The following is a 23,139-nucleotide window of genomic DNA, read 5'->3' as shown; positions in this document are numbered from 1 at the left end:
GCTGAACGGCGCGGTAACGCTGGGCACGCTGGACGGCGCGAATGTAGAGATCGCAGAGGCCGCCGGCAGGGAAAACGAGATCATCTTCGGCATGCTGACGCCCGAGGTGAACGACCTGAAGCGCTTCGGCTACCACCCCTCCGGCTTCATCAACAATTGTCCCGAGGCCGCCGAAGTACTGGCATTTCTGGAGCGCGGCTGGGGCGGCGAGAGCTTCCATGAGATCGTGAACAACCTGCGCACCAGCGACCCATATATGGTGATGGCCGATTTTGCCGATTACCGCCGCGCCCAGAACGACCTGAGCGGGCTGTACCGAGACCGCGGCGTGTGGAACCGCATGAGCCTGATGAACATTGCCAACGCAGGCATTTTTTCAGCCGACCGGGCGGTGAACGATTACGCCCGCGATATCTGGCACGTAAAGCCCATCAAATAGATCCGCCCGCCGCATCCGTCCGTGCGTTTCCGCCCGGATGTCTGCGGACGCGACCAGCGTCCGCCAAATAAAACTGCATGGGAGCAATCGGAATGCCCGTGACCATTTTCAACAGCCAGGACACTTTTTACAAGACCCCTTTCGGTGCGGTCCGCGCCGGAGAGACCGTTGCCTTTACGCTGACGGTTCCCGTGGAGTTCGGCTGCACCACACCCTATCTGCTTTTCAACAGGGACGGCGAACAGCCGTCCCTGTTCCCGCTCCAAAAACAATACTTCCGCAACGGTATGGACGTGTTCTCCACTACGATACAGCCGCAGGAGCCAGGGCTCTATTTCTATTATTTTGACCTTTACACCGGCTACCGCAAACTATACGCCGGGCAGCTTGGCGAGGCATATGTTACAACAGGCGACGGCGAGGCCTGGCAGCTGACGGTATACGAAAAGGATTTTCAGACTCCAAGCCATCTGCGCGGCGGCGTCATTTACCAGATCTTCCCGGACCGCTTCTTTGAAAGCAGCCCTCATGCTACCATGCCCTATGCCGACCGCATCTACCGCCCGGACAAGCGCAGTGAACCCTATTTCTGGCCAAACGAACAGCATGAGGGCTATTTGAACATGGACTATTACGGCGGAGACCTGCCTGGCATCCGCAAAAAGCTGACGTACCTCGCCAGCCTTGGTGTGACATGCATCTACCTCAACCCCATCTTCGAAGCCCACGCCAACCACCGTTACAACACCGCGGACTACCGCAAGGTGGACCCGGTTCTGGGGACCAACGAGGATTTTGCAGAGCTGTGCCGCGCCGCCAAAGCCCGCGGCATCGACGTCGTGCTGGACGGCGTGTTCAGCCACACCGGTTCGGATTCCGTCTACTTCAACCGCGAGGGCCGCTACGCCTCCTTCGGCGCATGGCAGGGACCGGGCAGCCCGTACCGCCGCTGGTACGATTTTTCACCGAACTATCCCCACGGCTACCGCTGCTGGTGGGGCTTTGAAACGCTGCCCGAGGTGAATGAAGAGGACCGCTCCTACCGTGAGTTCATCTGCGGGGAGGGCGGCGTCATCGACTATTGGCTCGGCCTGGGGGCTTCCGGCTTTCGCCTGGATGTGGCCGACGAGCTGCCCGATGATTTTATTGAGGAGATCCGCCGCGCCGTCAAGCGTCACGGCAGCGAAAAATATCTGCTGGGCGAAGTGTGGGAGGACGCCACCAACAAGTGGAGCTACGGCCGCCGCCGCACCTACCTGCTGGGCAAAGGCCTGGATGCGGTAATGAATTATCCGTTCAAGGACGCTACGCTGGCTTTTGTGAAAGGCGGCGACGCCCGCACAGCCGCCCACGACATCATGCGTATCTGCGAGCACTACCCCGCCCCGGCACTGCATGTGCTGATGAACTTCATGTCCACCCACGATACCGTGCGCGCCATTACCGCCATCGCGGGCGAGAGCTGCGAGGGCCGTGACCGATACTGGCAGAGCGCGCGCCGCCTGACGCCCGAGCAGTATGAAAACGGCCGCCGCCTGATGACGCTGGCCTATGCGATGATCTTTACGCTGCCGGGCATCCCCAGCATCTACTATGGCGACGAGATCGGCATGCAGGGCTACAAGGACCCGTTCAACCGTGCCTTTTTCGATTGGGAAAGCCGGGAAACGCGCATCCGCCCCGTGCTGCAAAACCTTGCCGCCCTGCGCAAAAGCTGCCCCGCTTTTGCCGACGGAACGCTGGCCGTCACCCAGGCACAGGGCGGCGTGCTGTGCTACGAGCGCCGCGCCGAAGCCGCCGTGGCTGCCGTGTGCATCAACCGGACCGAACAGCAGGTGCGCACCGTGCTTCTGGGACGTACCGTCGAAGTGCAGCCCTGCAGCTTTGCCGTTGTGACCGATCCGGAATGAGCTTTTTACAATACATCCGGCCTCATAATATGCAAAAACCGCGTTAGGGAAAACCTGACGCGGTTTTTGCATTTGCCCTGCTCCGTTCATCCTCAGCCCGGCGTGCCCCGGGTAAAGGACTGCTCGGCGCGCAGCGTGCCGGAGCCGTCGTACCAGCGCGCGGTGAGCGCGTTGCCTGTCTCGTCCAGCACAAACACGATGTAGGAGCCGTCGTCCTGCACCCAGCATTGTACGCCTCCGTCCATCATCGTGCCCAGCGTATAATCGGTTCCGTCAAAAAAAGATTCATCCAGCAGAACGGCCCCGCCTGCGCCATCTACCCACGCGCCGCGCATCTGCCGCGCCAGCGACGGCTCTTCCGGAGCGTTTTCACCGTACAGCTCCAGTAACAGCGCACTGCGCTCCTCGTCCCAGAAGGTATAACAGCCATCCGCTGTCGGGTCCTCGCCGTTCCGGTACGAATAAAAATCCACGACCCACGTGTATGTGTCCGACACTGCAAACACGCACACCAGCACTGTATCACCCATGATCCATGAGGCGTCGGCGTATTCGGTGCCGTCGGCGTCCGGCTCGTAATCCGTGTACCATTGTACATCCTCGGCCGCCGCAAACAGCTCGTCCAGTGTGCGGGCGTCGCTGTAAAACAGGTGTGAACCGCGCAGCCGTTCTTCCAGCGTGCCGCCCGCGGCCTGTGCGGGGATATAGCCGTTGAGCAAAGCCTGGTCGCTGCCCTCGCCCCAGTGCGCTTCCAGCGCATCCGATACCGCCGCTCCGTAATGCTCCGTGCCGTAGGTGGCGTTGTCATCCGGCAGCGCCTGCGGCACGCTCTGTGCATAAGGCAGCGTGCCCGGTGCCTGATGCTGCTGCGCATCCTGCATGGCGGCGGGAAGCAGCGCTGCGACCAGCGCCACAACGGCGATGATATAAACGCCCACCCAGGCTGCCGCTCCGCCGACGACTGCGCCCGTATGCGCCGGAACGGCCGGATCACCGTGCTGCTGCTCAAAATACCGGCGGTTAAAGGTCACGCCGTTGTAAATGCTCAGTGCAATGCCCCAGACGCTCACGCCCAGGGACAGCAGCAGGATCGCGGCGATCCACACGAAAAACGCCTGCGTCGGCTCTGCGGCCCGGCCGCCGTAGCCGGCCAGCTCCACACACAGCTTTCCAAAAAAGGAAAGGCTCACGCCCAGCACGGCCAGCAGCGCCAGCCAATAGGGCAGATATGTGCGTGCAAACCGTTTGTAACAGCCGCGGTAAAGCTGATGGAACGGCCCCAGAAAGAATGCCGCCGCATTGAAGCGGCCTCTTCCGCCCGCAGCGATGTCTGCAAATTCCCGTGCATAATAGGGCGAAACGATCCGCCCCAGCCCGGCGCCGGGTTGGGGCATGCCGTAGGCACAGCCCTCCGCTTCCTGCGGGGAATACCTCTGTACAGGCGCGCTGTATGCGCCCTGCGGCGCATATGCGGGCTGCACCGGCCGCGCCTGCTGCTCCGGCGGCTCCACGCGCCCACCGCAGTTTGGGCAGTATTCGTACCCGTCCTTCAGCCTTTGTCCGCAATATCTGCATTCCATTTTATGCCTCCCGTGCGCCGGGCCGCGGTGCCCTTTGTTCACAGATTTCCTGTTTTTGAAAGTTTTCTCGCCCAAACGCCGTATAATTCTACAAGATATTATATACTACGCCGTGCACCGCCGCAAGCCGCCGGTTGCTGCGGCGCGCGGGAGCGCCTGCGCGAGAACCGTTGAAAGCATTCCGCATGCCTGCCGGGCCCCCGGCGGCCTATATAAATAGGTATAAAAGCGCCTGGCAGGCCGGTTTTCGGGCGGCGCGGCCCGGCCTCGCCCGGCGTTCCCCGGGTTTGATTGGGGCAGTAGCTTTGAAAAAAACGCCCCCCAAGGCCAAAACCGGGCGAAACCGGCTTTTTTTGGGCTTTGTCAATCCTTTGACGAATATGGTACAATAAGAGCAAGCAGAAACCCAAACGGCACAGCCAAAAGCCCGGCTTGGCTTCTGCGGCGAAGGTCGACCGGACACCCGGCCGCAGCGTACGCCCGTACACGGTGCGCGGCGCGGCGGCAACCACGGCTGCGTTACACGGACGCGGCAGAAAGGCAGGTAAACACATTATGGCATTTACAATTTCTTCCCTGGTCTGGCTGATACTGCTCATCGCGTTCGTCGTCGTGGAGGCGCTGACGGTGAGCCTTGTCAGCATCTGGTTTGCCGCCGGGGCGGTGGCTGCGCTCATCGTCTCGGGGTTCACTTCCTCGTGGCTGGTGCAGTTCGCGGTGTTTGCGGTGGTAAGCGCCGTGGCCCTGGCCGCGACGCGCCCGCTGGTGAAAAAGCGCATGACCGCGCGCCGTGTGCCCACCAACGCGGACATCAACGTCGGCCGCAAGGCACAGGTTCTCGTTGAGGTCACGCCCGACGTTACGGGCCGTGTACGGCTGGACGGCGTGGACTGGAACGCCCGCAGCGAACAAACCATTCCCGCGGGCTCCCTGTGCGTGGTGCTGAGCGTGGACGGCGCAACGCTGACCGTGCGCCCCGACACCGCCACTGCGGCGGTATGACCCCCTGTATTCTGTTTCCGTCTTGACGGAACGTATAAAACACCCAATTTAAAGGAGGACTATCATGCTGATTCTGTTTCTGATTCTAATTGTGCTGGCGCTCGTGATCCTCATCGCGAACATCGCCATCGTTCCCCAGGCTTATTCCTATGTTGTAGAGCGCCTGGGCGTGTACTATACCACATGGGAGGCAGGCTTCCATTTCAAAACGCCGTTTGTCACGCGCATCGCCAAAAAAGTCTCCCTCAAGGAGCAGGTCGTGGACTTTAAGCCCCAGCCTGTGATCACCCGCGATAACGTGACCATGCAGATCGACACCGTGGTGTTCTTCCAGATCACCGACCCGAAGCTGTTTACCTACGGCGTGGAGCGCCCGCTCTCCGCCATTGAGAACCTGTCCGCCACCACGCTGCGCAACATCATCGGCGACATGGAGCTGGACCACACCCTCACCAGCCGTGACACCATCAACACCAAGATCACGGCCATTTTGGACGAAGCCACCGACAAATGGGGCATCAAGGTGAACCGCGTCGAAGTGAAAAACATCATCCCGCCGGCAGAGATTCAGGACGCCATGGAAAAGCAGATGAAGGCGGAACGCCAGCGCCGTGAGAGCATCCTGCGCGCCGAGGGCGAAAAGAAGAGCGCCATCCTTGTGGCCGAAGGCGAAAAAGAAAGCGCTATCCTGCGTGCCGACGCCGTGCGCGAGCAGCGCATCCGCGAGGCCGAAGGTGAAGCACAGGCGCTGATGACCGTTCAGAAGGCCCTGGCCGATTCCATCCGCCTGCTGAACGACGCGGCCCCCACCGACAAGGTGCTGGCCATCAAGAGCCTGGAAGCCCTGCAGAAGGTTGCCGACGGCAAGGCCACGAAGCTCATCATTCCCAGCGAGATCCAGAACCTGACCGGCCTGCTGGCTGCGGCCAAGGAGACCGTGACCGACGCGAAATAACGCGCCGGGGACCAAAGCATCGTAAGCCCGGATCACGGGGCGGCGCGGTGTGCGCGCGGAAAAGTGCACGCACCGCGCCCTTTTTGTACCCGGAACCGGTTTTCACTTTCATCCAATGCACCAAAAGAGGAGGTTTTTTGCTGTGATCGTATGGATCATTGCGGCCGTTGCCGTACTGTTCATCGTGCTGGTCTTCGTCACGGGCTACGTAAAAGCGTCCCCGGACACCGCTTACATCATCTCGGGCCTGCGCAAAACGCCGAAGGTCCTCATCGGCAAGGCGGGCGTCAAAATACCGTTTTTTGAAAAAAAGGACGAGCTGAGCCTGCAACTCATCCCCATCGACGTCAAAACATCCAGCGCCGTGCCTACGGCGGATTACATCAACATCAAGGTGGACGCCGCCGTCAATGTGAAGATCAGCGATACGCCCGACCTGCTGAACCTCGCGGCACAGAACTTTCTGAACCGCAAGGTAGACTACATTGCCAGCGTGGCCCGTGAGGTTCTGGAGGGCAACATGCGCGAGATCGTGGGCAAAATGGAGCTGCAGGAGATGGTTTCCGACCGCCAGAAATTCGCCAACCTGGTGAAAGAAAACGCCGAGCCGGACCTGGCCGCCATGGGCCTTGACATCGTCAGCTTCAACGTACAGAACTTCGTGGACGACAGCGCCGTCATCGAGAACCTGGGTGTGGACAATATCGTCAAGATCCAGAAAAACGCGGCCATTTCCCGCGCCGTGAGTGAGAAAGAGATCGCCAAGGCACGCGCCATCGCCCAGAAGGAAGCCAACGACGCCGAGGTCGCCGCCGCACAGGAGATCGCGGAGAAAAAGACGGAGCTTGCCATCCGGCAGGCCGAGCTGCAGAAGGCCACCGACACCAAAAAGGCCGAGGCCGACGCGGCGTACCGCATCCAGGAGGAGCAGCAGCGCAAATCCATTGAGATCACCACGGCTGAAGCCAACATCGCCAAGCAGGAGAAGGAGATCCTGCTCAAGCAGAAGGAAGCCGAGGTCATGGAGCAGTCCCTGGATGCCCAGGTACGGAAAAAGGCCGAAGCCGAGCGCTTTGCCCGCCAGCAGAAGGCAGACGCCGAGCTGTACGAGCGCCAGCGCGAGGCGGAGGCCAAAAAATACGAGCAGGAACAGCAGGCCGAGGCTATGAAGGTACAGGCCGAGGCTGAAAAATTCGCCCGTGCCCAGGAAGCTGAGGGCATCCGCGCCAAGGGGCTGGCTGAGGCGGAGGCCATCCGAGCCAAAGCTGTGGCGGAGGCCGAGGGCATTGAGAAAAAAGCCGAAGCCATGACGAAGATGGGCAAGGCCGCCGTGCTGGAGATGTATTTCAACGCCCTGCCCGACGTGGTGAAAAACGCCGCCGAGCCGCTGACGAAAGTGGATAAAATCACCATGTACGGCGACGGCAACAGCGCCAAGCTGACACGGGACATCATGCAGACCGTTACCCAGGTGACGGACGGCCTGAAAGAGAGCACCGGCGTGGACCTGCAGAGCGTGCTTTCCGGCTTTTTGGGCGGCAAGCTCGCGGATGCCGCCCAGCCCGCGCCCGCCGCACCGCCCAAGCCTCCCCGCGCCCCGAAGCAGAACGCCGGCACACCGGCCGAATAACGCGCTCCGCTCTTTCCCCGCGCCTATCCGGCGCGGGGACTTCTGTTTTTCGGCTCCGCTTGTGCCCTTTCGCCCAAACACACGGATAAAAACATCGAAAAATCGGCAAAAATGCACATTGTAATTGTCACGGTATTTCGGTAGAATAAAAACGTATTCTTCACAGTTTGTTAACATGTTTCAATATAACGCCGGCGATATGGGCCGGCAGTCTCTACCGGGCAAGCCGTAAACCGTCCCGACTATTGAAACAGCACGCCGCAGCTCTGCGGCCTTTGCTGTTTTATGGCGGGCTCGTTTGCCCGCCTTTTTCTTTTGTTGCGAACGGGGACGTCCCTGTTTCAGCTTAAAATTACCGAGGAGGAATATCATGGAAAAGCTCTTTCATCTGAAAGAAAACGGTACCAACGTGAAGACCGAAGTCATGGCTGGTATCACCACGTTCCTTGCGATGGCGTACATCCTGGCCGTGAACCCCAGCATGCTGGGCGACGCGGGCATGAACAGCCAGGGCGTCTTTATGGCGACTGCCCTTGCGGCGGCGGTGGCCACCATCGTGATGGCCCTTCTGGCCAACTATCCCATCGCGCTGGCTTCCGGCATGGGCCTGAACGCCTATTTTGCCTACACCATCTGCCTGGGCGAGCTGGCGGACCAAGCCAATCCCTGGCAGATCGCCCTCACCGCCATCCTGGTGGAAGGCATTATCTTCATCATTCTTTCCGCGTTCAAGTTCCGTGAGACGCTGGTCAACTGCATCCCCGAGAACCTGAAATACGGCATCACCACGGGCATCGGCCTGTTCATCACGTTCATCGGCCTGCAGAACGCCGGCATCGCCGCGGCGGACGCCTCCACGAAGGTGGCTCTGGGCGACATCGCCCAGCCGCAGGTCGCGCTCGCGCTCATCGGCGTGATCATCATCGGCCTGATGCTGTACTTCAATGTCAAGGGCGCCATTCTCTGGGGCATCCTCATCACGTGGGGGCTGGGCATCATTGCGCAGTTCACGGGCTGGTATGCGGTGAACCCCGAGGCCGGCGTGTATTCGCTGCTGCCCTCCGGCTCGTTCCTGCCCAACTTTGCGGCGCTGGGCGACACCGCGTTCAAATTCGACTTCAGCTTCATGCTGAACAACACCGTTGAATTTGCAGTTATCGTGTTCGCGTTCCTGTTCGTTGACCTGTTCGACACCGTGGGCACGCTCATCGGCGTTGCCGCAAAGGGCAACATGCTGGATAAGGACGGCAAGCTGCCCCGCGTGGGCCGCGCTTTGATGGCCGACGCCATCGGCACCGTGGCGGGCGCCTGCCTGGGCACCTCCACCGTCACCAGCTATGTGGAAAGCTCCGCCGGCGTGGCCGAGGGCGGCCGCACGGGCCTCACCTCTCTCACCACGGCCGCGATGTTCATCCTCTCGCTGTTCCTGTGGCCCGTGTTCGGCGCCATCCCCAGCTTCGCCACTGCTCCGGCGCTCATCATCGTGGGCCTGTTCATGATGTCCAGCGTGCTGAAGGTGAAGTTCGAGGGCGATATGGCCGACGTGCTGGGCGCTTTTGTGGCCATCATCATGATGCCGTTCACCTATTCCATCGCCAACGGCATCATGTTCGGCATCCTGACATGGATGTTCCTGAAGATCTTCCGCGGCAAGGTCAAGGACATCCACCCCGTGATGTGGGTCGTGTTCGCGCTGTTCGTGCTGCGCATCGTCACGCTCTGCTTCTAAAATTCAGGCACTTTTCGCCCCGGCTTTGCGCCGGGGCGTTTTTTGTGCATTACAGCCCGTTTGCATGCAGTTTGCACGCGCCGATTTGTTAATTAAATATCAGCCGAATGCTTGCGAAAAAGCCGGGAAAATACTATAATAAGAAAAGACGCGGCATATTGCCCGCGCAAGACCGAAAGACAATCAAAAAGCCGCAGGAAAGGGAGAGTTACGCATATGAGCACTCTTGGCAAAAAGACAGTTGAAGATATTGAGGTAAAGGGCAGAAACGTTCTGGTCCGCTGCGATTTCAACGTCCCCATGAAGGACGGCGTCATCACCAATGACAACCGCATCGTGGCCGCTCTGCCCACCATTAAAAAGCTGATCGAGAACGGTGGCCGGGTCATTCTGTGCAGCCATCTGGGTAAGCCCAAGAACGGTCCCGAGGAAAAATTCAGTCTCGCGCCCGTCGCCGTGCGCCTCTCCGAACTGCTTGGCAAGCCCGTCGTGTTTGCCAATGACGACAATGTGGCGGGCGAAAATGCCAAAGCCGCCGTTGCCGCAATGCAGGACGGCGATGTTGTGCTGCTGCAGAACACCCGTTTCCGCAAGGAAGAAACCAAAAATCTGCCCGAGTTCTCCAAAGACCTGGCCGATCTGGTGGGTACGGACGGCGCCTATGTAAATGACGCTTTTGGCTCCGCACACCGCGCCCACTGCTCCACCGCCGGCGTTACCGACTACATCAAGGACACCGCTGTGGGCTACCTGATGGAGAAAGAGATCCGTTACCTGGGCAACGCCGTCAACGACCCTGTGCGCCCGTTCGTGGCCATCCTGGGCGGCGCGAAAGTCGCCGATAAGCTGAACGTCATTGAAAACCTGCTGAACAAGGTGGACACGCTGATCATCGGCGGCGGCATGGCTTATACGTTCCTGGCCGCCAAGGGCTGCGAAGTCGGCAAATCTCTTGTGGACCTGGAGAAGGTGGATTACTGCAAGGATATGCTGAAGAAGGCCGAGGAAAAGGGCGTTTCCCTGCTGCTGCCGGTAGACACCACCGTGGCTTCCGCCTTCCCCGACCCCATCGACGCGGAGATTGCCGTCGAAGTGGTGGATTCGGACAAGATCCCGGCCGACATGATGGGCCTTGACATCGGCCCCAAAACGATGGAGCTGTTTGCCGGCGCGGTGAAGAGCGCCAAGACCGTTGTGTGGAACGGCCCCATGGGCGTGTTCGAGAACCCGGTTCTGGCCGCCGGCACCAAGGCGGTAGCGAAAGCCCTGGCTGAAACAGACGCCACCACGGTCATCGGCGGCGGTGACAGCGCGGCTGCCGTGATGCAGCTGGGCTATGCCGACAAGATGACGCACATCTCCACGGGCGGCGGCGCCAGCCTGGAATACCTGGAGGGCAAAGAGCTGCCCGGCATCGCCTGCATCGCGGGCGCATAAGACTCTTTTGCAGGGGCGGCGGGAATCCCGCCTGCCCCTGCGGTTTTTCTCCGGCGGGACGCCGGGCAATATCTTTCAGAACGGAGAATATACGATGAACAAAGCAAAACGCAAAGCCGTCATTGCCGGCAACTGGAAAATGAATAAGACCGCCACCGAGGCCGCGTCTCTCATCGACGCGCTCGTTCCCGCCGTACAGGGAGCGGGCTGCGACGTTGTCATCTGCACGCCGTTCACCAGCCTCTGCACGGCCGTGGAAAAATGCGCCGGCACCAACATCGGTGTGGGCGCAGAAAACGTGCATTTTGAAAAATCCGGCGCGTTCACGGGCGAGATATCCGCGGATATGCTGGTGGATCTTGGCGTGAAATATGTCATCACCGGTCACTCTGAGCGCCGCCAGTACTTTGCCGAAACGGACGAGACCGTCAACAAGCGTACCAAAGCCGCTTTGGCCGCGGGCCTGACGGTGATCGTGTGTGTGGGCGAGAGCCTGGCCCAGCGTGAGCAGGGCGTGACCGAGGAGCTTGTGCGCATGCAGACGAAGATCGCGCTGGGCGGCGTTTCCGCTGAAGAAATGGCCCGCGTCATCATCGCTTACGAGCCGGTGTGGGCCATCGGCACGGGGCGCACCGCCACGGCGGACCAGGCGCAGGAAGTCTGCGCGGCCATCCGCAAGGTGGTGGGTGAGCTGTACGGCGAGGCAGTGGCCGAGGCCACGACCATCCAGTACGGCGGCAGCATGAACGCCGCCAACGCCGACGAGCTGCTGAGCAAGCCTGATGTGGACGGCGGCCTCATCGGAGGCGCCTCCCTGAAGCCTGCGGACTTTGCCGCCATTGTTGCCGCGGCAGGCAAATAATTTTCCGCTGCTCTTTTTGCAAAACAGCGCTGCCCGCGCGGCGCATCCCCATTCAATTTCTTTTTTCAGAAAGGAACCATCTATGAAAAAACCTCTGCTTCTCTGCATTCTGGACGGCTTCGGCTGGGTGCCCGACCAAACCTACGGCAACGCCATCCTTGCCGCCAGGACGCCCAACCTGGATAAGCTGTTCGCGCAGTATCCTTACACCACCATTGGCGCTTCCGGTATGAACGTCGGTTTACCAGACGGCCAGATGGGCAACAGCGAGGTGGGCCACACGAACATCGGCGCAGGCCGTATCGTGTATCAGGAGCTCACCCGCATCACCAAAGACATCCAGGACGGCGGCTTTTTTGAAAATCCGGCCCTGCTGGGCGCAGTAAAGAACGCTGCGGCGGACGGTAAGGCACTGCATCTCATCGGCCTGCTCTCCAACGGCGGTGTCCACAGCCACAACGAGCATCTGTATGCGCTGTTGGAGCTGGCAAAGCGCGGCGGCGTAAAGGATGTTTACGTCCATGCCATTATGGACGGCCGCGATGTGCCGCCCGATTCCGGCAAGGGGTTCATTGAAGAGCTGGAAGCCAAAATGGCCGAGATCGGCGTGGGCAAGATCGCCACCGTCACGGGCCGCTATTACGCCATGGACCGCGACAACCGCTGGGACCGTGTGGAAAAGGCCTACGCCGCCATGGTATACGGCGAAGGCGTGCACGGCACACCGGAAGAAGTGATGAAAAAAAGCTATGCGGACGGCGTGACGGACGAATTCGTCGTGCCCGCCGTGACCTGTGAAGGCGGCCGCGTATCCGCCGGGGACAGCGTGGTGTTCTTCAATTTCCGCCCGGACCGCGCGCGGGAGATCACCCGCACCTTTGTAGATGATGCATTTGCAGGCTTCGAGCGCCGGAACGGCCGTTTCCCTCTGTACTATGTGTGCTTCACCCAGTATGACGCCACGATGCCCAATGTGGAAGTCGCGTTCCATCCGCAGAGCCTGAACAACGTTATGGGCGAATATCTGGCCAAAAACGGCAAAACGCAGCTGCGCATTGCTGAGACGGAAAAATATGCCCATGTGACATTCTTCTTCAACGACGGCGTGGAGGCCCCGTTTGAAGGTGAGGACCGCGCGCTGATTCCCAGCCCCAAGGTGGCCACCTACGACCTGCAGCCCGAGATGAGCGCATATCTGGTGGCTGACGAATGCGTCAAGCGTATCGAAAGCGACCAATACGACGTCATCATCCTGAACTTTGCAAACTGCGATATGGTGGGCCATACCGGCGTGTTCGAAGCAGCCGTCAAGGCCGTGGAGGCTGTGGACGCCTGTGCGGGCAAAGTGATCGGCGCGGTTTTGGCCAAGGGCGGCGCGGTGCTGCTGACGGCAGACCACGGCAACGCCGACAAAATGTACGATCCAGACCCCGAGCACCCCTTCACCGCACACACCACGAATCCCGTGCCTTTCCTGGTTGCAGGCGTGGAAAATGCAAAGCTGCGCGAAGGCGGCGTTCTGGCGGACATCGCCCCCACGATGCTCAAGATCATGGGCCTGCCCCAGCCCGAAGAGATGACGGGCAAAAGCATCCTCGAATAAGCTGTGCCGTACAAAAAGCCCCGTGTCCGTCCGGACGCGGGGCTTTCTCGCTTCACACGGTATTTCTTCTGTCATGCATAAGACATGGAATCCACGATGGCGCGCATTGTCTGCTGCGTCACATGGCCGGATAACGTATACCGTACGCCGTCTGCCACGAATACCGCTGCACACTCCGGCTTCAGGCCGCTTCCGGCCGTGCCTGGCGCCGTATCCACCAGCAGGTTCACCGTATGGCCCCCGGCGGAAGTGAACGTGTCCGCATAAGCATAATAGCCCAGATAATCCGTGTCAAAGGGCTGCTGCGCCTCATCTGAGACCCATTCCAGCGTCAGGTCCACAGGCGTCTGGTACACCGTGCCCGCCGTCCAGGAGTAGTAGTCGTATTCGTCCTGCCAGACAAGGTCCCTCAAGTCGCCCACCAGGTACGCCTTTGCCTTTACGATCTGGTATTCCCCTCCGAAATTTTGATAGCTCACGCGCGTATACGGATTTTCCCGGGCGCCCTCCGCCCAGAGAAACGGCACGCCCAAAGCCCGGGAAAGCGCGTCCAGTCCCTCCGCCTGCTGCTCCGTACCGTCCGCCGGGCCGCCTGTATCCGCAGTTTCCACCATGGTCATGGGCTCCAGCGGCGGCAGCTCCCGTCCATTGACGTTCATGCCGAACAGTCGGGCCGCTGCCAGCGCTGTTGCGCCGCCCAGCACGCATACAGCCGCCAGCAGGGCTGCTGCCCGGCGCACGCGGCTCCGGCGGGCAGGCCGGGCGCAAAGCGCATCGTATACCGTTTCCGGAAGATGCTGTCCGGCCAGCCTTGTGTCGATCGCCTGTCTGATCTTTTCCATCTTCACTGCTCCTCCAATTCTTTTTTCAACTGCTGCCGCGCGCGCCGGAGCCGCTGATACACAGCGTCCTCGCGTATGCCAAGCGCCGCGGCCGTCTCGGCGGCGGTCATGTCCTGATAATAATACAGCAGCACGGCGGCACGGTATTTTTGCGGCAGCCGCCCGATGGCCCGGATCAGCGCCATATGTGTATCCGCCTCCGGGTACGGGTCCGCCCCGGACGGCTCCGGCAGCTCCTGCGCCCGGCGGAACCACTGGGTGCGCAGCTCGTTTTTACAGCGGTTCACAGCGATGCGCATAAGCCACGCCTTTTCCGAATCTGTCCGCGCCAGCGCACCGTATTTGCGTGCGGCCTGCAAAAAAGTCTCCTGCGCCACGTCCTGGGCCAAATGATAATCTTTGAGATACACGCAGCACATGCGCACCACGCTGTCGCCGTATTCCCGCGCCAGCCGCAGCAGCACGGCGTTTTGTTCCGTGTTCTGCACCCCGCGTTCCCCCTTTCCATCTATAAGACACATCGGCCGGGCCAAACCTGACAAAATTTTTGCATCGGGCGTGTTGTCACCTTTGTTTTTCCACCAAAAAGCCCCGCGGCTCAAAATGAGCCGCGGGGCGACCAAGATACGGAAACGCGCAAAAAATACTATTCGCAGGCCTGCTCCAGCAGGGCAGCCAGCCGTGCCGCGTCCACCGGGCGCCCCGGCTCCGGCGCGCTCTGAATGGCGCGGCGCAACGAGGTCTCATCGGTATAGATGCGCGCGTCGCGCACGCCCACCCGCGCATTCTTGTTGGCAAAATATACAAAGCTGTGCACAGGGCACGCCTGCTTTGCATCGGCAAGAAGCTGCTCCATCAGCTTGTGCTGGCGTTCTGCCTGCAGCAGTGGATTTTTCATTGTTTTTGCGCCTCGGCGCTTGACCTGCGACCACCACTCCGCGTCCGTCTTACCTGTGATGACGCCGGCGTGGTTTTTTGTCTCTACGATAAACACGCCGTTTTTGCCCACGACCACCGCATCCAGCTCCATCACCTTGCCCCGCACGCGGAACACCGGGTTCACCAACACATGGTAGGCGTACGGCAGCGCGCGCAGCGCAGCCGCGGCCTGCCGCTCGCCGTCGATACCGCTTTTCAGGACTGCGCTGCGGGTGTACAACACACGGAAACACAGTGCGCCCGCCGCGGCCGCAGCCAGCGCTCCATAGGCCAGCGCGGCAGGAGGCTGCCGCTTTGCCAGCAGAGCTGTCAGATACCACACAGCCAGCGCCGTGGGCGCAAACACACAGGCTGCCATGCCCAGCATCAGCCGGGCGCGTTTTTTTGTATTCGCGTTGCGTTTTTTATGCAGGACCGCCATTCTTTCACTCCGTCAGGAATTTATAAATCGTCGTTTCGTGATATTCCTCGCCGGGGCGCAGCTCCACAGAGGGAAATTCGGGGTGCGAGGGCGTACAGGGATAATGCTGGGTCTCCAGGCAAAAGCCCTGATACCGGCCATATATACCGCCCGTCTTACCGGGCCTCGTATCGTTTTGCAGTGAGTTGCTCGTGTACAGCTGCACGCCGGGCTGTGTGGTGTAAGTCTCCATCGTGATGCCCGTCTTTTCCGAGCGGGCCACGGCTGCCAGAGCCAACATCCCCGGTTCCTTGTCCAGAATGAAGTTGTGGTCGTACCCGCCGCACATCTGCAGCTGGCTGTACTCCGCCTGAATGTCCCGGCCGATGGGCTTGGCCCGGGTGAAATCCATGGGGGTGCCCGCCACGGGCAGGATGCGCCCGGTGGGGCAGGTCTCGGCGTTGCCCTCTGTAAACGTGGAAGCGTTCAGACACAACGTCTGTTCCAGCATGCTGCCGCTGGATTGCCCCTCCAGGTTGAAATAACTGTGATTCGTCAGATTGATGATGGTGGGAGCGTCGGTCGTTGCCGTATAGTCCAGCACCAACGCGTTTTCGTCTGTAAGCGTATAGCGCACCGTAAGCTCCAGGTTTCCCGGAAAGCCGTCCTCTCCGTCGGGACTCACTGCCCGCAGCACCAGGCTGCCGTCCACGATGCTGCCCTTGTACACTTTCTTGGCAAATGTGCCGTGCAGATGGTTCGGCCCGTTGTTGGGTTCCAATTCATATGTTTTGCCATCCAATGTGAAGTGCGATTTCTCAATGCGGTTGGCATAGCGGCCGATGAACGCGCCGAATACGCCGCCCAATTCGTAATCCTCCAGCTTACTGTAGCCCAGCGCCACGTCACGCAGCTCGCCGGTGTTGTCCTTTACCCATATATTGGTGATGACGCAGCCGTACTCGATGACAGCCACACGCATGCCCGCGGCGTTTTCCAGAATATACTGGTAAATCTCCTCGCCGTTTTGCGTCCTGCCATAATAATGGCTCGTGATAGACATCGTATGTTCCCTCCCACATTTTCCCGCGCGCGGCGGGCGCTTTCTTTCTGTTATTTTATTTTACCGCGAAATGCCGCGAAAGGCAACGCATATCTTCCCGCTTGCGCTTGTATCCGTGCACATGATATGATAAATAGCATCCATTCTTGGGAGGACGGTTTATGGAACGAAAGGTGATCTTATATCTCGCCATGAGTCTTGACGGCTTCATTGCCGACAAAAACGGCGGCGTCGGCTGGATGGACCTCGCCAACAACGGCGAAGCCTTTGAAGGGGACTATGGTTATGCCGCCTTTTCCGCCGAAGTGGACACCGTACTGATGGGCATGACGACTTACCGCCAAATTACGCAGGAGCTCTCTCCCGGCGCGTGGCCGTATGTGGGAATGGAGTGCCAAGTGTTCACACACGGTGCACCCCCGCCGGACGCAAACGCCGTTTTTACGTCCGAGGACCCGGCAGAGGCGGTACGCCGCCTGAAAGCGCGCTCCGGGCGGAATATCTGGGTGTGCGGCGGCGCGCAGCTCGCCCGCCGGATGATGGCGCTTGACCTCATCGACGTTTACCAGCTCACGGTCATGCCGGTGATCCTGGGCGGCGGCGTCCGCCTGTTTCCCCCGGAGGGGCCCGCATTGCCTCTGCGTCTGACGAGGCATACGGTGTGCAACGGCGTGGTGGAGCTGGTATATGTGCGTCGGGACGCGCCGCCCCCCGTATGAACAAAGGCCCCACGGCGGAAACGCTCCGCTGCGGGGCCTGCTTTTGCCGTACTGTTTTTGTTGATACGGCGCGCCTTACAGCACCCGCACTGCCTCTTTCAGCTTCTGCGCTGCCAGCCTGGTCTTTTCCGCGTCGCCGAAGCCCGTCAGGCGGAAGTAACCCTCACCCTGTGCGCCAAAGCCCGCGCCCGGCGTACCCACAACGCCCGCATGCTCCAGCAGATGATCGAAGAAATCCCAGGACTTCATGCCGCCGGGGCACTGCATCCAGATATAAGGGCTGTTTTTGCCTCCGCAGTACCATATGCCGGCCTCGTCCAGCGCGGCCGCGATGACGGCAGCATTGGCCCGGTAGTAGTCGATGGCTGCTCTGGTGGCTTTTTGCCCCTCCTCCGTGAACACGGCCGCAGCCGCCCGCTGCACAATGTACGGTACGCCGTTGTATTTCGTGGTCTGGCGGCGCAGCCACATGGCATTGAGGTGCAGGCTGCCGCGCACCAGCGCCTGCGGCACTACGGTATAGCTGCACCGCGTCCCCGTAAAGCCCGCCGTTTTGGAAAACGAACAGAATTCGATGGCGCAGGTCTCGGCGCCGTTTACCTCGTAGATGCTGTGGGGCACGTCCCCGTCTGTGATGAAGCTCTCATAAGCCGCGTCGAACAGCAGCACCGCGCCGCGCTCATTCGCATAATCCACCCACGCCTGAAGCTGATCCCGGCTGTACGCCGCGCCCGTGGGGTTATTGGGGCTGCACAGGTAAATCAGGTCCGCCTGTACATCTGCCTGCGGCATGGGCAGAAAACCGTTTTCCCGCGTGGCCGCCGCATACACGATACGCCGCCCGGCCATCACATTGGTATCCACATAGACAGGATAGACGGGGTCGGGCACAAGGACGGTATTGTCTACATCGAACAGGTCCAGGATATTCCCGATGTCGCTTTTCGCACCGTCGCCCACAAAGATCTCGTTCTCCGCCAGCACAACGCCGCGCCGGGCGTAATAACGCATCAGAGCCTGCTTCAAAAAGCCGTAGCCCTGCTCGGGGCCATAGCCGTGAAAGGTTTCTTTTTTGCCCATCTCCTCCACAGCGGCGTGCAGCGCATCCACCACAGGCGCAGCCAGCGGCAGCGTCACGTCGCCGATGCCAAGGCGGATGATCTCCTGTTCCGGATGCTGCTGCGTATAGACCGCCACCTTCTTTGCGATGGTGGAAACAGATAGCTTTCGGAAAGGTTCTTGTAGTTTTCATTGATCTTCAATTCGTATTTCCCCCTGCCTCTTGATCTGGAAAGAGCCGCCCGCCGGGCGGCCCGCCTAAGGGTATTATAACACGACACCGCGCCTGCGGCTACAACAAAAGCGCGCCTGCCGCGCTTTTGCGTGTTTCAATGCCCCGAAGCCGGTGCGCTTTGCGCGCAGGGCCGCGCAAGCGGCGGCTTTGGCGGCATTATAGCACGACGCCGCGCCTGCCGCAGTAAGCGCGTTTATTTGTCCTCGTCCTGGTAACGCAGCGCGTCCGCCACAAAGGCGCGGAACAGCGGATGGGCGCAGTTGGGACGGCTTTTGAACTCGGGATGGTACTGCACGCCTACATAAAACCGTTTGCCCGGCACCTCCACAGCCTCCACCAGCCGGCCGTCCGGCGAGGTGCCCGCCAGCACGAGGCCTGCTTCGCGCAGCGCGGTGCGGTACTCATTGTTGAACTCATAGCGGTGGCGGTGCCGCTCGCTGACCTCCTCTGCACCGTAAGCCTGCGCCATTCGCGTGCCCGGCATGATAACACAGGGGTAACGCCCCAGGCGCATGGTGCCGCCTTTTTCGTCCAGAGCCTTCTGGTCGGGCATAAGGTCGATGACTGAATGCGCGCCCACGGGATCGAATTCAGAGGAGTTTGCATCCGCATAGCCCAGCATGCTGCGTGCATACTCGATGACAGCGATCTGCATGCCCAGACAGATGCCGAAATAGGGCTTGCCCTGCGTGCGGGCATAATGGGCGGCATGGACCATACCCTCGATCCCACGGTCCCCAAAGCCGCCGGGAACCAGAATGCCGTCGCACTCCCGCAGGATATCGTCCGCAGTGTATGGGTTCACCTCCTCGGCCTCCACCCATTTGATGTGCACCACCGCGCCCGTCTCGTAGCCGGCATGATACAGGGATTCCATCACCGAAAGATACGCATCGTGCAGCCTGGTGTACTTGCCCACGATGGCGATGTTCACGCTGCGCCTGCGCGCGGCGATGCGGGCCAGCATCTCGTTCCAGTCGGTCAGGTCGCAGGGGGGGCAGTCCAGATGCAGCTCGCGGCACACGATATCGGACAGGTGGCTGCGCTCCAGCATCAGCGGGGCCTCGTACAGCACGGGCACCGTCAGGTTCTCGATGACGCAGTCCGGCTTGACGTTGCAGAACAGTGCGATCTTCTGCCGGTTGGCTTCCTCCAGCGGCTCGTCCACGCGGGCGATGATGATATTCGGCATGATGCCCACGCTCTGCAGTTCCTTGACGGAATGCTGTGTGGGCTTTGTCTTGTGCTCGCCGCTGGATTTGATGTACGGCACCAGCGTGACGTGGATGAACAGACAGTTTTCCCGCCCGGCCTCGATGCTTACCTGGCGGATGGCCTCCAGAAACGGGGTGGATTCAATGTCGCCCGTGGTGCCGCCGATCTCCGTGATAACAATGTCGGCATCCGTCTTTTTCCCCACGGAATAGATAAAGCGTTTGATCTCGCCCGTGATATGGGGAATGACCTGCACCGTCTCGCCCAAATATTCGCCGCGGCGTTCTTTGGTGAGCACGTTCCAGTATACCTTTCCCGTAGTGAGGTTGGAGTACTTGTTCAGATCCTCGTCGATAAAGCGTTCATAATGCCCCAGGTCCAGGTCGGTCTCCGCGCCGTCCTCGGTCACGAATACCTCGCCGTGCTGATAGGGGCTCATGGTGCCGGGGTCTACATTGATATACGGGTCCAGCTTCTGGGCCGCCACCTTCAGACCGCGGCTTTTCAAAAGGCGGCCAAGCGAGGCCGCTGTGATGCCCTTGCCCAGGCCGGACACCACGCCGCCCGTCACAAAAATATACTTCGTCATACGCTTTTGCCTCTTTCCCTTTTCTCTTCCCCCGGGCGCGCGCCCAACCGCGCGCCGCTTTCTGATGCGTTTTTACACCTCCACCGTTCCGGTGAACACCTCGACGGCATTGCCCGTCATCAGCACGGTATCACCCGTGTAACGGATGGTAAGCGTTCCGCCCAGCAGCAGCACGTCCACATCCGTATCCTTTTTGCAATGGCCGTTCAGCACGCTTGCCACCACGGCCGCGCACGCGCCTGTGCCGCAGGCCATGGTCTCGCCGCTGCCGCGCTCCCACACCCGCATCTTCAAATGTGTTTCATCCAAAATCTGAATAAATTCCGTATTCACACCCTCGGGGAACCATTTGCTGTGTTCCATTGCGCCGCCCAGCACAGGCAGATTCAGGCCCGCGGTGTCCGGCACATACACCACACAGTGCGGGTTGCCCATGGAGACGCAGGTCATACGCACCGCGCCGCCGTTCACCTCCACCAGCTCGTTGACAACTGGCTTTGCAAAGCCTGTCACGGGAATTTTTTCCGGCGCAAGTTCCGGCGCGCCCATGTCTACGGTCAGCAGGCCCGGCTCTCTGCGGACGATGTGCTTCACGCCCGAAAGCGTTTCTACATCTGCCGCCGTGCCCGAGGCATATCCGTGGCGGAACAGATATTCCGCCACACAGCGCACGCCGTTTCCGCACATCCTGCCCTCGCTGCCGTCCGCGTTGAACATGCGCATCTTTGCATCCGCCGTTTCAGAGGGACAGATGAGGATGACGCCGTCTCCGCCAACGCCCTTGTGCCGGTCGGAGAGCGTGCGAGCCAGCAGCTCCGGGGCTTCCACGTCCTGTTTGAAGCAATCGATGTAAACATAATCGTTGCCGCAGCCATGCATTTTTGTAAAATCCAGTTTTCCCATAGCAAGTGTCCTCCCGTTCCGAATCTCCCATACATTCCAGCGGGCCGCGCCCGCTCAACAGCCGCCTTCGTACATGCGCAGGATGGCCTGGGCCACTTCCCGGCGCGTACGGCGGGAATCCATGGCCTCCCGCTCAATGTATTTGTGCGCCTCCGGCTCCGTCAGCAGACGGTACTGGATCAGCGCGCATTTCGCCCGGTCCACCAGACGAATGTCGTCGATCTTTTGCTGCAGGATGTTGTTCTGCCGCTGCAAACCCATGATGCGGCGGTTCGCCGCCTGCGCCAGCTTGACAGCCCCAAACAAAAGCGCCCGGTTCAGCGGTTTCGGCACCACGAATACGCCTGCGTCCTCCACGCGGGCCGCTACCTCGTCGGCCATCTCAGCCTTCACCAGCAGCACCACGCCCGCCCCTGTGCTCCCGGCCGCAAACACGGCCAGCTCGTGGCCGAACTCGTCCGACAGCGGCGTGTTGATGAGGATGACCTGCCAGTCCGCGTCGGCAAAACCCCGCCGCGCCTCGGCGCCGGAAGTCACGGTGGATATGTCCCCCGCGCCCATGTCCGTCAGCACTCCGCACAGCATATCGCGGCCCTTTTCTCCGCTGGATACGATCAGCGCGCCCGGCAACGTCCTCACCCCCTTGCGGCTCCAAAATATTACATTCTGTAATTCTAAAGTTAAATATTACAAAACTCCGAAATATGCTTCGTCCTGATATTTTTCCTTATCCCGCGCTGCGAACCAGCGGTTCTGCTCCGCCTGCTTGAGTGCCAGATATTTGCGCGCCGTATCCGCCGAGAGCACTTTCTCAACAAAGGCCGAACCGCCGGCCCGCGCAATGGCCTCCTCCAGCGAGGCGGGCAGCGCCTCCAGCGCGCCGGCGTTTGCCGTGTACAGGTCGTAGGGCGTCTCCTCGGCAAGCTCCATCTTCCGTTCCATACCCTCGAAGCCCGCTGCCAGCAGCAATGCAAAGGCCAGATAAGGATTGCACGAGACGTCCGGCATACGCACCTCGATGCGCGCATACTCGGGCGCGGGCGCGGCCGGGATGCGGATGAGCTGGCTGCGGTTCTGGTGGCTCCACGCCACATAGCGCGGCGCCTCGAAGCTGCCGAACCGGGCATAGCTGCCCGGAACCGGATTCGTAAAGGCGCATATCTCGCCCGCGCAGGCCAGCACGCCCGCGATGAACGAACGCATGGCCGGGCTGTACGCGCCGTCCGGCCCTGGAGCGAAGATGTTTCGGCCTCCCCGTGCCAGCGAAATATTCACATGCATGCCGCTGCCGGGCTTATCCGCCAGGGGCTTGGGACTGAACGAGCCGTACAGCCCGTTGCGCGCGGCCACCGTCTTGACCACATTTTTAAACGTGATGACGTCGTCCGCCGCTGTAAGCGGTGCGGCGTGCTTGAAATCCACCTCGTTCTGGCCGGGGCCCTGTTCATGATGGCTGGATTCCGGCCGGATGTTCATTTCCTCCAACGTCAGGCAGATCTCACGCCGGACGTTCTCGCCCCTGTCCAGGGGCGCGACGTCAAAATAGCCGCCGTTGTCCTGGGGACGCTTGGTGGGCCTGCCCTCCGCGTCCCGCTCAAACAGGTAAAATTCACATTCCGCACCCACACGGCACTCGTAGCCTGCATCCGCCAGACGGCGCAGGGTCCTGCGCAGGATATGCCTTCCGTCCGCCCCGTAGGGGCTTCCGTCCGCCGTGCGCACACTGCAGAAAAAACGCACCACGCGCCCCGTCTGCGGCCGCCACGGAAGCACCGAGAGCGTGGCCGCGTCCGGGAACAGGAACAGGTCCGATTTATCTACGGGCGCGAAGCCCAAAATGGACGATGCGTCGAAAGAAACCCCCGTTTCGAACGCGCGCGGAAGCTCGCTGGGCATGATGGCGATATTTTTCAGCGTGCCCATCACATCGCAGAACGCCAGTCGGATGAACTTTACGTCGTTTTCCTCCACAAACTGGAGCACGGCTTGCATCGTCGAATCCATTGTTTTCCCTCCGGTTTGGCCGCG

19 protein-coding genes, 1 pseudogene and 1 riboswitch are annotated in these 23,139 nt (G+C 60.6%); of the genes and pseudogenes, 10 read left to right on the top strand and 10 right to left on the bottom strand.

What is annotated here, in order from left to right:
• Both IIY41_RS08080 and IIY41_RS08075 read left to right on the top strand, forming a co-directional pair.
• The coding region (locus IIY41_RS08080; protein WP_287400308.1) for a glycogen/starch/alpha-glucan phosphorylase at positions 1-439 on the top strand (439 nt) is incomplete at its 5' end.
• Between the two features lie 92 nt (positions 440-531).
• Positions 532-2,349 (top strand): glycoside hydrolase family 13 protein, encoded by a 1,818-nt coding sequence (locus IIY41_RS08075; RefSeq protein ID WP_055080037.1) that lies wholly within the window; start codon positions 532-534, stop codon positions 2,347-2,349.
• 92 nt (positions 2,350-2,441) lie between these two features.
• On the opposite strand, the gene IIY41_RS08070 is transcribed toward IIY41_RS08075, so the two are convergent.
• Positions 2,442-3,929, bottom strand: coding sequence for a zinc ribbon domain-containing protein (locus IIY41_RS08070; protein WP_117460792.1), 1,488 nt, complete (start codon positions 3,927-3,929; stop codon positions 2,442-2,444).
• A gap of 555 nt (positions 3,930-4,484) precedes the next feature.
• On the opposite strand from IIY41_RS08070, the gene IIY41_RS08065 reads away from it, so the two are divergent.
• The 7 genes from IIY41_RS08065 (at position 4,485) to gpmI (ending at position 13,147) form a co-directional block, all read left to right on the top strand.
• Positions 4,485-4,931 carry an NfeD family protein gene (locus IIY41_RS08065; protein ID WP_009321914.1) on the top strand — a complete coding sequence of 149 codons (447 nt, stop codon included), beginning with the start codon at positions 4,485-4,487 and terminating at the stop codon, positions 4,929-4,931.
• Between the two features lie 64 nt (positions 4,932-4,995).
• Positions 4,996-5,886, top strand: a complete 891-nt coding sequence (locus IIY41_RS08060) for an SPFH domain-containing protein (protein ID WP_009321913.1) — start codon at positions 4,996-4,998, stop codon at positions 5,884-5,886.
• 142 nt (positions 5,887-6,028) lie between these two features.
• Positions 6,029-7,516 carry a flotillin domain-containing protein gene (locus tag IIY41_RS08055; RefSeq protein WP_333559546.1) on the top strand — a complete coding sequence of 496 codons (1,488 nt, stop codon included), beginning with the start codon at positions 6,029-6,031 and terminating at the stop codon, positions 7,514-7,516.
• A 161-nt stretch (positions 7,517-7,677) separates the two neighbouring features.
• Positions 7,678-7,781, top strand: a riboswitch (purine riboswitch).
• A gap of 105 nt (positions 7,782-7,886) precedes the next feature.
• A complete protein-coding gene (locus tag IIY41_RS08050; RefSeq protein WP_009321911.1) occupies positions 7,887-9,245 on the top strand; it encodes an NCS2 family permease in 1,359 nt (452 codons plus the stop codon).
• A gap of 216 nt (positions 9,246-9,461) precedes the next feature.
• The gene (locus IIY41_RS08045) at positions 9,462-10,682 is read left to right on the top strand and encodes a phosphoglycerate kinase (RefSeq protein WP_009321910.1); all 1,221 of its coding nucleotides are present in this window, start codon (positions 9,462-9,464) and stop codon (positions 10,680-10,682) included.
• Positions 10,683-10,776: 94 nt separating this feature from the next.
• Positions 10,777-11,544, top strand: a complete 768-nt coding sequence (tpiA, locus tag IIY41_RS08040; RefSeq protein WP_009321908.1) for a triose-phosphate isomerase — start codon at positions 10,777-10,779, stop codon at positions 11,542-11,544.
• A gap of 82 nt (positions 11,545-11,626) precedes the next feature.
• Entirely contained in the window at positions 11,627-13,147 is a 1,521-nt protein-coding gene (gpmI, locus tag IIY41_RS08035) for a 2,3-bisphosphoglycerate-independent phosphoglycerate mutase (protein ID WP_287400302.1), read from the top strand.
• A gap of 71 nt (positions 13,148-13,218) precedes the next feature.
• Here the strand turns inward: gpmI and IIY41_RS08030 are convergent, their stop codons facing one another.
• The 4 genes from IIY41_RS08030 to IIY41_RS08015 all read right to left on the bottom strand — a co-directional run bounded on the left by IIY41_RS08030 (position 13,219) and on the right by IIY41_RS08015 (position 16,391).
• Positions 13,219-13,989, bottom strand: coding sequence for a hypothetical protein (locus tag IIY41_RS08030; protein ID WP_055080040.1), 771 nt, complete (start codon positions 13,987-13,989; stop codon positions 13,219-13,221).
• Between the two features lie 2 nt (positions 13,990-13,991).
• On the bottom strand, positions 13,992-14,477 hold the full coding sequence (locus IIY41_RS08025) for an RNA polymerase sigma factor (RefSeq protein WP_009321904.1): 486 nt from the start codon (positions 14,475-14,477) through the stop codon (positions 13,992-13,994).
• 158 nt (positions 14,478-14,635) lie between these two features.
• Entirely contained in the window at positions 14,636-15,349 is a 714-nt protein-coding gene (locus tag IIY41_RS08020; RefSeq protein WP_055080041.1) for a nuclease-related domain-containing protein, read from the bottom strand.
• A gap of 4 nt (positions 15,350-15,353) precedes the next feature.
• Positions 15,354-16,391 (bottom strand): aldose epimerase family protein, encoded by a 1,038-nt coding sequence (locus IIY41_RS08015; RefSeq protein WP_154523085.1) that lies wholly within the window; start codon positions 16,389-16,391, stop codon positions 15,354-15,356.
• A gap of 161 nt (positions 16,392-16,552) precedes the next feature.
• Here IIY41_RS08015 and IIY41_RS08010 point away from each other — a divergent pair, with 161 nt between their 5' ends.
• Positions 16,553-17,110 carry a dihydrofolate reductase family protein gene (locus tag IIY41_RS08010; RefSeq protein WP_050004575.1) on the top strand — a complete coding sequence of 186 codons (558 nt, stop codon included), beginning with the start codon at positions 16,553-16,555 and terminating at the stop codon, positions 17,108-17,110.
• 75 nt (positions 17,111-17,185) lie between these two features.
• Here IIY41_RS08010 and IIY41_RS08005 read toward each other — a convergent pair.
• The 5 genes and pseudogenes from IIY41_RS08005 to IIY41_RS07985 form a co-directional block, all read right to left on the bottom strand.
• Positions 17,186-18,372, bottom strand: a pseudogene (locus tag IIY41_RS08005) (LL-diaminopimelate aminotransferase).
• 225 nt (positions 18,373-18,597) lie between these two features.
• Positions 18,598-20,208, bottom strand: a complete 1,611-nt coding sequence (pyrG, locus tag IIY41_RS08000; protein WP_287400299.1) for a CTP synthase — start codon at positions 20,206-20,208, stop codon at positions 18,598-18,600.
• A 72-nt stretch (positions 20,209-20,280) separates the two neighbouring features.
• Positions 20,281-21,111, bottom strand: a complete 831-nt coding sequence (dapF, locus tag IIY41_RS07995) for a diaminopimelate epimerase (protein WP_082052107.1) — start codon at positions 21,109-21,111, stop codon at positions 20,281-20,283.
• 54 nt (positions 21,112-21,165) lie between these two features.
• The gene (locus IIY41_RS07990) at positions 21,166-21,750 is read right to left on the bottom strand and encodes an ANTAR domain-containing response regulator (RefSeq protein ID WP_242853446.1); all 585 of its coding nucleotides are present in this window, start codon (positions 21,748-21,750) and stop codon (positions 21,166-21,168) included.
• 48 nt (positions 21,751-21,798) lie between these two features.
• Positions 21,799-23,115: a glutamine synthetase family protein gene (locus tag IIY41_RS07985; RefSeq protein WP_055080043.1), complete on the bottom strand. Its 1,317-nt coding sequence runs from the start codon at positions 23,113-23,115 to the stop codon at positions 21,799-21,801.
• Positions 23,116-23,139 lie beyond the last annotated feature (24 nt).

It is taken from the genome of Ruthenibacterium sp., from assembly GCF_017421385.1.
GTDB lineage: Bacteria > Bacillota > Clostridia > Oscillospirales > Ruminococcaceae > Ruthenibacterium > Ruthenibacterium lactatiformans.
Note: the sequence above shows the minus strand (reverse complement) of the source record. Positions and strands in the feature narration are given on the sequence as shown.